Raw genomic sequence first — 11,401 nt, forward strand, 5'->3', positions numbered from 1 at the left:
GCCGCCACGGCCATCGCGCCCACGACGGCTTCCCGGTGCTGGTGGGTGGTGTAGGAGGAGATCTCCGCCTGGTGTGTGGCCTGCTCCGGGTCGTCCGCGTACCAGGCGCCCAGGGGCGCGATGCGCATGGCGGAGCCGTTGCCCCAGGAACCCTGCCCCTGGAAGAGCGCGGACGCCAGCTGCCGCCAGTCCCCGCCCTCCCTCACCAGCCGCAGCAGGCGGTTCACGGCGGGCCCGTAGCCACGGTCGAAGTCATGGTGCCGGGCGAACGATTCGGCGAGAGCGTCCTGGTCGACGCGGTGGTGGCCGGCGAGTACGGCGAGTACGGAGCACGCCATCTCGGTGTCGTCGGTCCACTGCCACGGGCCGGGCGGCAGCTCTCGTTCCTTGAGCAGCGGATAGTTGGCCGGGACGAAGAACTGGGAGCCGAGGGCATCCCCCACGGAGAGTCCACGGAGGCTGGCAAGGGCGCGTTCGAAGCGCCTGTCGGAAACGGAATCAGCGGTCATCGCCGCTCCACTCTATCCGGTGGGGCCGTACGGCTCAGGGGTACGCCACCGCACGAAAGGCCGGTCGAGCGTGTAGCGGCCGTCCGGTCCGAGCAGCAGCGTCCGCGTCTCACCGTTCCCGGGGTTGGAGAGCGACTCGAACTCCGCCACCGACCAGTGGAACCAGCGCATGCAGAACAGCCGCATGGTCAGACCGTGCGTGACCAGCAGGACGTTCTGGGGATGGCCGGGGTCCTCGAAGCTGCGGTACAGGCTCTCCAGGAACGCGTCGACCCGGTCGTACACGTCCGCACCGGACTCCCCCTGGGCGAAGCGGTAGAAGAAGTGCCCGTACGCGTCCCGGTACGCCTTCTGCAGCCGGACGTCCTCCCGGTCCTGCAGGTTGCCCCAGTCCTGTTCGCGCAGCCGGGGCTCCTCCCGGATCCGTACACGCGAGGGGTCGAAGCCGAACGATCCGAGCGTCTCGTGGGTGCGCCGGTAAGGGGACACGTAGACGCTGATCCGCTCGTCCCCGAACACCTCGCGCAGCTCGGCGCCGGTCTCGCGGGCCTGCCGCCGCCCCTTCGCGGTCAGCCCCAGGGCGTGGTCGGGCCGGCGTTCGTACACCGAGTCGTCGGAGTTCCCCTCGGACTCGCCGTGCCGGACGAGGACGATGCGTTGCGGTCGTGCCATGTGACGACCCTAGAGGGCATCCGGCGTGATCGAGCAGTCGCGCGGGAGCCACGGGCCATATGTGACCAAGGGAACCCGGGGACGGGCGGCGCGGGTGCCCGTCACACCGTCCAGGACGGTTCGAGCTGCACCACGTCACCGGTCAGCGCCTCGACGTCCCTCTCGGTCTCCGCGCGGGCCGAGAGCCGGGCGGCGCTCTCCGGCCGGTACTTGCCGCGTTCGGCGCCGGACTGCCACATCGACAGGACCAGGAACTCGTGTCCCGGGGCCTCCCCGAAGAGTCCCCGCAGCATGCCGGGGGAACCGGCCATGGCGGGGTTCCAGACCTTCTCCTGCATGAGCGCGAAGTGGTCGACGCGATCCTCGCGCACCTGGCTGTGGGCCACCCGGACCACGTCCGCGTCGGTGAAGTGCGGCTCGAACCCCGTCTTCACGTCGAACCGGTACTCGAAGAGTTTGACCTGCGGGTCCCTGTACGTGCCGGCCTGCTCGGCGGCCGGCCGGTCGTGACCGCGGGCCATGAACGAGTCGTAGAAGACGCGGTTCTCCCAGAACGCGAAGACGTGGGCGACGTCGGGGCGTCCTCGGCTCCACCCACCGCCCTGCCCCAGGAATCCGGGCTCGCCGAGCAGCTCGGCCCACTTACGCTGCCCCCGCTCGAAGCCTCGACGGTCCACCACGGTGCAGCGCATCCACTTGACCAGCACCGCGCCATCGTACGGGGCGAGGGGTGGCGTGCGTCACTCCCGTCCCGGTCCGGTACGACGGTGCCGCCGCCACCGATCATCCCCGGCCATGCGGTGGCCCGAATCCGCCGCAAGAACCCAACACGGTTGGCTCCGCGCGACGTTGCCGACATCATCGGAGTGGAAGCTGCCGACCTGCGCAGCGGCGCCATCCGGAGGGCGCCGGCCGGCGGCAAGGAGGGAAGTCCGATGAGCACGCCCAACAAGGACCTCGACAAGGTCGAGGTGCGGATCAAATGGGACCCCAGCGCGGCCGGTGAGGCGGCCAACGACCTCGACATCATCGCGGGCGCGTACACGGCGGACGAGCCGTTCGGCAGCCCCGCCTACCTCGTGCACTTCGACAGCCGGTCACCCGACGGCACCATCACCCTCGACCGCGACAGCAGGACCGGACAGGGCTTCGGCTTCGACGAGGTGATGACGCTCGAACTGGACCGGCTGTCGGAGACGTACTCCAGGGTCGTCGTCGGAGTCGCGATCCAGCAGCGGGACGGCCGCAAGACCTTCGGCGAGGTGGAGAACACGGCCGTGGAGGTCCGTGAGGGCTACGCCACCCTGTTCGAGGACGACTTCTCCACCGTGCCCACCGCCACGGCCGCCGTCGTCGCCGAGTTCGCCCGGGACGCGGCGGGCGCCTGGGAGTTGCGGGCCGCCGTCCGCGGTTTCGACGCCGACCCCGAGGCGTTCGCCGCGGCGATGGGCGGCCGCGCCGGCTGACGTCCGGCGGGCCCGGCGCCCGGGGAACGGCCGGATTGACGGCACGAACCGGCGAAGGGGACCGGCCGTGGCCGGTCCCCTTCGTGTGCTGCAGGTCAGTCACGCGTACGGATCACACCGACGCGCCCGGGACGGTCGTCCCCGGTCAGCTGCAACCGCTGGTCGAGCCGCAGCCCTCGCAGATGTAGCAGGACCCGGCGCGCTGCATCTTCGTACCGCAGGAGAAGCAGAGCGGGGCGTCGGCGCTGATGCCGAGCTGCATCTCCACCAGTTCGGCCGAGGTGTGGGCCGTCTTGGGGGCGGGCTGCGTCGCCGAGCCTTCCTCGGTCACCGTGACCGCTTTCAGCGGCTCGGCCGCCTGCACGGGGGCGGACTGGGCCAGGCTCTCGACGTCCATGTGGTCGTCCCCGTACGACGGCTCGTACGAACCGGTGTCCAGGTGGCGCTGGCGCTCCTCGGCGGAGTGGATACCGAGTGCGGAACGCGTCTCGAACGGCAGGAAGTCGAGCGCCAGGCGGCGGAAGATGTAGTCGACGATCGACTGCGCCATCCGCACGTCCGGGTCGTCCGTCATGCCGGCCGGCTCGAAGCGCATGTTGGTGAACTTGGAGACGTAGGTCTCCAGCGGCACGCCGTACTGCAGGCCCACCGAGACGGCGATCGAGAAGGCGTCCATCATGCCCGCGAGGGTCGAACCCTGCTTGGACATCTTCAGGAAGACCTCGCCGAGACCGTCGTCCGGGTAGGAGTTGGCCGTCATGTACCCCTCGGCGCCGCCCACCGTGAAGCTGGTGGTGATGCCGGGGCGGCCCTTGGGCAGACGCTTGCGGACCGGGCGGTACTCGACGACCTTCTCGACCGCGGCACGGATGGTGTCCTCGGTCTCCGCGGTCACCTCGGCCTTCTCCTTCTCCTTCTTCTTGGCGGAGAGGGGCTGGCCGACCTTGCAGTTGTCGCGGTAGATCGCGAGCGCCTTGACGCCCATCTTCCAGGCCTCGAAGTAGACCTCCTCGACGTCCTCGACGGTGGCCGTCTCCGGCAGGTTCACCGTCTTGGACAGCGCGCCGGAGATCCACGGCTGGATCGCCGCCATCATCCGGACGTGGCCCATGGCCGAGATCGAACGCTCACCCATGGCGCAGTCGAAGACCTCGTAGTGCTCGGTCTTCAGGCTCGGGGCGTCGATCACGTTGCCGTTCTCGGCGATGTGGGCGACGATCGCCTCGATCTGCTCCGGCTGGTAGCCGAGACGGCGCAGGGCCTGCGGAACCGTGCCGTTGACGATCTGCATCGAGCCGCCGCCGACCAGCTTCTTGAACTTGACCAGCGCGAGGTCGGGCTCCAGGCCGGTCGTGTCGCAGGACATCGCGAGACCGATGGTGCCGGTCGGGGCGATGACCGAGGCCTGGGAGTTGCGGAAGCCGTTCTTGGCGCCGAGGCGGATCACGTCCTGCCAGGCCTCCGTGGCGGCGGCCCAGACCGGCGAGTCCAGGTCGTCCACGCGGACGGCCTTGGTGTTGGCGTCGGCGTGCTGCTTCATGACGCGCTGGTGCGGCTCGGCGTTGCGGGCGTAGCCGTCGTACGGGCCGACGACCGCGGCGAGCTCGGCGGAGCGGCGGTAGGAGGTGCCGGTCATCAGCGAGGTGATGGCGCCGGCGAGCGAGCGGCCGCCGTCGCTGTCGTACGCGTGGCCGGTCGCCATCAGCAGGGCGCCGAGGTTGGCGTAGCCGATGCCGAGCTGGCGGAAGGCGCGGGTGTTCTCACCGATCTTCTGCGTCGGGAAGTCCGCGAAGCAGATCGAGATGTCCATCGCGGTGATGACCAGCTCGACGACCTTGGCGAAGCGCTCGGACTCGAAGGACTGGTGGCCCTCGCCGTCGTCCTTGAGGAACTTCATCAGGTTCAGCGAGGCGAGGTTGCACGAGGTGTTGTCCAGGTGCATGTACTCGCTGCAGGGGTTCGAGCCGTTGATCCGGCCGGACTCCGGGCAGGTGTGCCAGGCGTTGATCGTGTCGTCGTACTGGATGCCCGGGTCGGCGCAGGCCCAGGCGGCCTCGGCCATCTTGCGGAAGAGGGACTTGGCCTCGACCTCTTCGATGACGTCACCGGTCATCCGGGCACGCAGACCGAACTTCCCGCCCGCCTCCACGGCCTTCATGAACTCGTCGTTCACGCGGACCGAGTTGTTGGCGTTCTGGTACTGGACGGACGTGATGTCGTCGCCGCCCAGATCCATGTCGAAGCCCGCGTCGCGCAGGGCGCGGATCTTCTCCTCCTCCTTCACCTTCGTCTCGATGAAGTTCTCGATGTCGGGGTGGTCGACGTCCAGGATGACCATCTTGGCCGCGCGGCGGGTGGCGCCACCCGACTTGATCGTTCCCGCGGAGGCGTCGGCACCGCGCATGAAGGAGACCGGACCGGAGGCGTTGCCGCCCGAGGAGAGGAGTTCCTTGGAGGAGCGGATGCGGGAGAGGTTCAGACCGGCCCCGGAGCCGCCCTTGAAGATCATCCCCTCTTCCTTGTACCAGTCGAGGATCGACTCCATGGAGTCGTCGACGGACAGGATGAAGCAGGCCGAGACCTGCTGCGGCTGGGGCGTGCCGACGTTGAACCAGACCGGCGAGTTGAAGCTGAAGATCTGGTGCAGGAGGGCGTAGGCCAGCTCGTGCTCGAAGATCTCCGCGTCGGCGGGGGAGGCGAAGTACTGGTGGTCCTCGCCGGCCTTCCGGTACGTCTTCACGATCCGGTCGATCAGCTGCTTCAGACCGGTCTCGCGCTGGGGGGTGCCGACGGCCCCCCGGAAGTACTTGCTGGTGACGATGTTGACCGCGTTCACCGACCAGAAGTCGGGGAACTCGACGCCACGCTGCTCGAAGTTGATCGAGCCGTCGCGCCAGTTGGTCATGACGACGTCACGGCGCTCCCAGGCCACCTCGTCGTACGGATGCACGCCGGGGGTGGTGTGGATGCGCTCGATGCGCAGACCCTGCTTGTTCGCAGTCGACTTGGCTCCCTTGGTTCGGGAACCTCGTGCCGGGCCGCTCGCCGTCTCTGTCATGCCGCCTCCCATATGTGGGCAAAAACGCCCTGAAGTGCCCAGATCTTCCCAGGGCACAGTGTGTGTCTGATACTCCGGAGCGCCGCGCACAGCGCCCCGGAGCAGGTCTTGTACCGCCCGCCGCCGGTCCGGCCGGACCCCGCCGGAGCCGGCCCCGTGATCAGTCGGCGGCGACGGCGGCGGGGGCTTCGAGGATCTCTCCGCTCCCCCGCTCCCCCGCGGGTGGCCGCTGCTCGCGGAGTTCCGCGATGGCGGCCTCGAAGTCGTCGAGCGAGTTGAACGCCCGGTACACGGATGCGAAGCGCAGGTAGGCGACGAGGTCGAGCTCCCGCAGCGGACCGAGTATGGCCAGCCCCACGTCGTGCGTGGTGAGCTCGGCGCTCCCGGTGGCCCGCACGGCCTCCTCGACCCGCTGGCCGAGCTTCGCGAGGGCGTCCTCCGTGACGGGACGCCCCTGGCAGGCCTTGCGGACACCGGAGATGACCTTCGTCCGGCTGAAGGGCTCGGTCACGCCACTGCGCTTGACCACCATCAGCGAGCACGTCTCCACCGTGGTGAAGCGACGCGTGCAGTCGGGGCACTGGCGCCGCCGCCGGATCGACGTCCCGTCGTCCGTGGTGCGGCTGTCGACGACCCGGCTGTCGGGGTGCCTGCAGAAGGGGCAGTGCATGTCTTCGAACCCTCCTTCGCAGCACGACTGAATAGCCTCACCGGGTCCCTCACGGACCTGGCCGGGCAGCAGCAAGCATAGGCGATGGATCCGGCCCTCAAGGACCCGGGACCACTACTTCTAGGCGATCGCAGCAATCCAACCACTAGATATAGGGTTTCACTGCGGTAGAGCCCCAAGGCGTGTCGCGCGCGCCAGGGCGTTTCGGAGGCAGCGTACGGCCCTGCACGAGGGTACGGGAAACGCGGGGCCGATCCGCTCACGGGTCCCCGGAATGGCAGACTGGCGCGGGGCCCCGACAGGGGCGCGCACCGGCCCGCCGGCCGGTGCGCGCCGTGGCCCGCGAGGCGCCGCGGAAGCCACCGCGCGCCGCCTCCGTGGGCGGGTTCGGCGGCGGCCCGCTCGCCCCACCCTCGGCGAGGTCACCCATACACCTCACGACATACCCGCGACAGACCTTTATACGTTTTTCACTCGAACGTGTGTTTGGCGCAACCTTTCGAAAGCTACTACCGTTGCCTAACTAGGGAGAACACTCGAGAGGGGCCGACGTGACCACCACCGCTGACAGTGCCACCATCACCGCCCAGGACCACCGCTCCCAGAGCCGACTTGAGCCGGTGCATGCCATGAATGACGCAGCCATGAACCCGGAGGGGCCAGAGCCCGCGCGACCCGCGAGGTCGTTGCCCGGGAGGCCCCCAGGCATCCGGGCGGACAGCTCGGGGCTCACCGACCGCCAGAGGCGCGTGATCGAGGTCATCCGGGACTCGGTGCAGCGGCGCGGCTACCCGCCGTCGATGCGGGAGATCGGCCAGGCCGTGGGTCTGTCCAGCACCTCGTCCGTCGCCCACCAGCTGATGGCCCTGGAGCGCAAGGGCTTCCTGCGCCGCGACCCGCACCGCCCCCGTGCGTACGAGGTGCGCGGGTCGGACCAGCCGAGCACACAGCCGACGGACACGACGGGGAAGCCCGCCGCTTCGTACGTCCCCCTGGTCGGCCGGATCGCGGCCGGTGGGCCGATCCTCGCGGAGGAGTCGGTCGAGGACGTCTTCCCGCTCCCGCGCCAGCTCGTCGGGGACGGCGAGCTGTTCGTCCTCAAGGTCGTCGGTGACTCCATGATCGAGGCCGCGATCATGGACGGTGACTGGGTCACCGTGCGCCGCCAGCCCGTCGCGGAGAACGGCGACATCGTGGCCGCCATGCTCGACGGCGAGGCCACCGTCAAGCGCTTCAAGCGGGAGGACGGCCATGTGTGGCTGCTCCCGCACAACTCCGCGTACCAGCCCATCCCGGGTGACGAGGCGACCATCCTCGGCAAGGTCGTGGCTGTGCTCCGGCGCGTGTGAAAGCCGCTGTCCCTGTTTCGGGCCCTGGGCCTTTGTGACGCCGCTCCCAGGGCCTGTTCGAGGAGGCCGCTCGGCTTCGGCGGGGACGCCACAAGTCGGACGGGTGGCTCGCGGGCTGACGGAGCACCCGAAACCTCACGGCTCGACCGCGGTCCCCGCCGGCGGCGACCCATGCCGTGAAGCGCTCCGCACATAGCACTGCCCTTCCGCGGCGTCACCCGCCGTTCGTCACCCGCCGTCCATCACCCGCCGTTCGTCACCCGCCCCCTTCAGGTGCCACCGCCGGAGCGCGCTCCTCGTCCCGTGCGGGAGCGCTGCGGGCGGCACACCTCCATGCGCCCGGCCGTGCCCTCCGGGCCGACCGCATGGCGCACGGCCGTCCGCCCCCACACGCCACGGACGCCCCCGCTTCCACAGACGCTCCCGGCCAGGCGGTCCCGTCGCCACCGCGGCCCGGGTCTCGGGCGGGACGCCCCGCTCCCCACCCGGCCCCCGTGATCCGGCCTGCACGAGCGCGCTCTGCCCGTCCGGCTTCAGGTGGCGGCCTTCGCCGCCGCGTCGATGGCCGCGAGGGAGCGCCGCACCTGGTTGCGGTCCGTGGTGTACCAGAAGTCGGGCAGCGAGGCCCGCAGGTAGCTGCCGTACCGGGCGTTGGCCAGCCGCGGGTCGAGCACCGCGACCACCCCCTTGTCCCCTGTGGCACGGACCAGCCGTCCCGCCCCCTGGGCCATCAGCAGCGCCGCGTGGGTGGCCGCGACCGCCATGAACCCGTTGCCCCCGGCCTCCTCTACGGCCTTCTGGCGGGCGCTCATCAGCGGGTCGTCCGGCCGGGGGAAGGGGATCCGGTCCATGACCACGAGCTGGCAGCTCGCTCCGGGGACGTCGACGCCCTGCCAGAGCGACAGGGTGCCGAAGAGGCAGGTCTCCGGGTCCGCGGCGAAGTTCTTGATCAGCTCACCGAGCGTCTCCTCACCCTGGAGGAGAACGGGCCTGTCCTGCCGCCCGCGCAACTCCTCCGCCGCGGCCTGCGCCGCCCTCATCGACGAGAACAGACCCAGGGTGCGGCCCCCCGCCGCCTCCACCAGCTCGGCGAGCTCGTCCAGCATGTCCGTACGGGACCCCTCGCGGCCCGGTGTGGCCAGGTGCCGGGCGACGTACAGGATGCCCTGCTTCGGGTAGTCGAACGGGGACCCGACGTCCAGCCCCTTCCACTGCGGGACGTCGTCGCCGGCCGTGCCCTCCGGAGCGAGCCCGAGCGACGCCCCCACACCGTTGAAGTCGCCGCCCAGCTTGAGGGTGGCCGAGGTCAGGACCACCGAGCGCTCCGCGAAGAGCTTCTCGCGCAGCAGTCCGGACACCGAGAGCGGGGCGACCCGCACGGAGGCGCCGAAGCGGTCGTGGCGCTCGTACCAGACGACGTCGTACTCGGAGCCCTGGGTGATGCGCTCCGCGACACTGTGGACGGACTCGACCGACGCCATCGCCTGCTTGCGGACGGCGTCCTCGTCCTGCACCGACTTGTCCCGGGTCGAGCCCAGCGCGGAGATCACCGTACGAGCCGCGTCGCGCAGCGCCATCAGGGCGTAGCCGAGGTCCTCCGGGACCTCTTCCAGCCGCCCCGGCAGCGCCAGCTCCATGACCCGCTCGAACCCCTCCGAGGCGGTCTGCAGGGCGTCGGCCGCCTTCTCGTCGACCAGCTTGGCCGCCCGGCGCACCGCCCGGTTCACCTGGCCCGGGGTGAGCTCGCCGGTGGCCACCCCGGTGACCCGCGAGACCAGCTCATGGGCCTCGTCGACGATCAGCACCTCGTGCTGCGGGAGGACCGGGGCGCCTTCGATGGCGTCGATGGCGAGCAGGGCGTGGTTGGTGACGACGACGTCGGCGAGCTTCGCCCGCTCCCTCGCCGCCTCGGCGAAGCACTCGGCGCCGTACGCGCACTTCGACGCGCCCAGGCACTCACGCGAGGAGACCGAGACCTGTGCCCAGGCCCGGTCCGAGACGCCCGGGGTGAGGTCGTCCCGGTCCCCGGTCTCCGTGTCGTCCGACCAGTCGCGCATGCGCAGCAGGTCCTGGCCGAGCTTGCTGGACGGCGCGGCCGCCTCGAACTGGTCGAACAGCCCGTCCTCCTCGTCCTGCGGGACCCCCTCGTGGAGCCGGTGCAGGCAGAGGTAGTTCGACCGGCCCTTGAGCATGGCGAACTGCGGGCGCCGGCGCAGCAGCGGATGCAGCGCCTCGACCGTACGCGGGAGGTCCCGCTCCACCAGCTGGCGCTGGAGGGCCAGGGTGGCGGTCGCCACCACGACGCGCTCCCCGTGGGCCAGCGCGGGCACCAGGTACCCGAGGGATTTGCCCGTGCCGGTACCGGCCTGGACCAGCAGGTGGGCGTTGTCGTCGACGGCCTCGGCGACGGCCTCGGCCATGGCGGCCTGGCCGGGCCGTTCCGTACCGCCGACGGCGGTGACGGCGGCGTGGAGGAGGTCGGGGAGAGATGGCTTCGTCATAGCGCGTCCACCCTACGGCTCGTCACTGACAACGCCGCTCACTCCCGGACGCCCGGCCGGGCCCCACGTGTGCGGGGGCCGGGCGCGCGTGGGGGCCCGGACGCGCGACGGGGACCCACGGAGGAGGGAGCCGGTCTCACGCGGACGGGTGGAGCGGGTTGGGGACGTGGCCGTGGACCGCGGCGTGCGGCCGTTCGGGCCGGTCGCGGTAACCGTCCACGTGCAGGCGGTTACGGTTGAGGCAGAGGCGCTCGATGGTCGGCGTCAGCATGTCGAAGATCTCGAACCGCTCCTTGAGTTCGGGGAACCTGGCGTGGTGGCGGAGGATCTCGGCGCGGACGAGTGACCAGAATTCGTCCTCCGGGACCCCCAGTTGCTCCTCGCAGAGCGGCGACAGATAGCGGAAGACGCCGACGAAGAGCCCCGAGTGGATGAACTGGGTGAGGAACCCGGGGTCCTCGGTCAGCAGCGTGCGGCGGACCTCGTCGGGCATCGAGTCGTGCTCGGGCAACCGGCGGGCGCTGACGTTGACGTCGTCGACGAAGTCCTTGATCGCGAGGCGTACGGGCACGTCGTTGGCGTCGAACACGACGATGGCGTTCTCGCCGTGCGGGGAGAAGACGGTGCCGTAGCGGTACAGGAAGTGCAGCAGCGGCGGCAGCAGCGCGGCGAAGAGGTGGGTCAGCCAGGTCTGCGGGGCGAGCCCCGAGCGGGCGACCAGTTCGGCGGTGAAGGCCCGGCCCCCGGGGTCCGTGTGCAGCAGGGAGGCCAGCGTCCTGGCCCGCTCCCCGGGCGCGAGCCGGGGCGGCAGCGGCTCCCGCCAGATCGCGCCGAGGATCTCCTTGAACTGGTAGGGCGCCTCGGGGAGATGGTCGTACAGCGGGTGCTCGACGGCCACCGAGGCGACCTCACCGAGCAGGATGACCCCGCAGGTGTCCCGCAGAAAGGGGTCGCCCTCGCACAGGCCCTGGACCCAGGCGGTCACCGCCGGGGCGGCGAGGGTGCGCTCGGTCGGCAGTCCGCGGTAGACGAGGGTGTTCAGGATCGACAGCGGCAGCTTGACCGTGTGCCGGTCGGCCCGTCCCACGTTGCTGAACGTGCGGATGGACTGCTGCGGGAGCCGGAGGTCCTCGTCGCTGTGCAGGGGCACGATGTCACCGGCGGCGATCGCGGGGG

Annotated in this window: 9 protein-coding genes; 2 read left to right on the forward strand and 7 right to left on the reverse strand. The window is 70.5% G+C overall.

The window, feature by feature from the left end:
* The 3 genes from IH13_RS0102640 to IH13_RS0102650 form a co-directional block, all read right to left on the reverse strand.
* Positions 1-509: ADP-ribosylglycohydrolase family protein (locus IH13_RS0102640; RefSeq protein ID WP_031080698.1), on the reverse strand; the 509-nt coding region annotated here is incomplete at its 3' end.
* A gap of 12 nt (positions 510-521) precedes the next feature.
* A complete protein-coding gene (locus IH13_RS0102645) occupies positions 522-1,181 on the reverse strand; it encodes a histidine phosphatase family protein (RefSeq protein WP_031080700.1) in 660 nt (219 codons plus the stop codon).
* A gap of 101 nt (positions 1,182-1,282) precedes the next feature.
* The gene (locus IH13_RS0102650) at positions 1,283-1,888 is read right to left on the reverse strand and encodes a YdbC family protein (RefSeq protein WP_031080702.1); all 606 of its coding nucleotides are present in this window, start codon (positions 1,886-1,888) and stop codon (positions 1,283-1,285) included.
* Positions 1,889-2,116: 228 nt separating this feature from the next.
* Here IH13_RS0102650 and IH13_RS0102655 point away from each other — a divergent pair, with 228 nt between their 5' ends.
* A complete protein-coding gene (locus tag IH13_RS0102655; protein WP_031080710.1) occupies positions 2,117-2,647 on the forward strand; it encodes a TerD family protein in 531 nt (176 codons plus the stop codon).
* Positions 2,648-2,792: 145 nt separating this feature from the next.
* On the opposite strand, the gene IH13_RS0102660 is transcribed toward IH13_RS0102655, so the two are convergent.
* Positions 2,793-5,705 (reverse strand): vitamin B12-dependent ribonucleotide reductase, encoded by a 2,913-nt coding sequence (locus IH13_RS0102660; protein WP_031080712.1) that lies wholly within the window; start codon positions 5,703-5,705, stop codon positions 2,793-2,795.
* Between the two features lie 160 nt (positions 5,706-5,865).
* A complete protein-coding gene (gene nrdR / locus IH13_RS0102665) occupies positions 5,866-6,375 on the reverse strand; it encodes a transcriptional regulator NrdR (protein ID WP_031080714.1) in 510 nt (169 codons plus the stop codon).
* Positions 6,376-6,926: 551 nt separating this feature from the next.
* On the opposite strand from nrdR, the gene lexA reads away from it, so the two are divergent.
* Positions 6,927-7,724: a transcriptional repressor LexA gene (lexA, locus tag IH13_RS0102670; protein ID WP_014048742.1), complete on the forward strand. Its 798-nt coding sequence runs from the start codon at positions 6,927-6,929 to the stop codon at positions 7,722-7,724.
* Between the two features lie 533 nt (positions 7,725-8,257).
* Here lexA and IH13_RS0102675 read toward each other — a convergent pair.
* The gene (locus IH13_RS0102675) at positions 8,258-10,225 is read right to left on the reverse strand and encodes an ATP-dependent DNA helicase (protein WP_031080717.1); all 1,968 of its coding nucleotides are present in this window, start codon (positions 10,223-10,225) and stop codon (positions 8,258-8,260) included.
* Between the two features lie 136 nt (positions 10,226-10,361).
* The coding region (locus IH13_RS0102680) for an IucA/IucC family protein (RefSeq protein ID WP_031080718.1) at positions 10,362-11,401 on the reverse strand (1,040 nt) is incomplete at its 5' end.

This window comes from Streptomyces sp. NRRL WC-3549 (genome assembly GCF_000721935.1).
Taxonomy (GTDB): domain Bacteria; phylum Actinomycetota; class Actinomycetes; order Streptomycetales; family Streptomycetaceae; genus Streptomyces.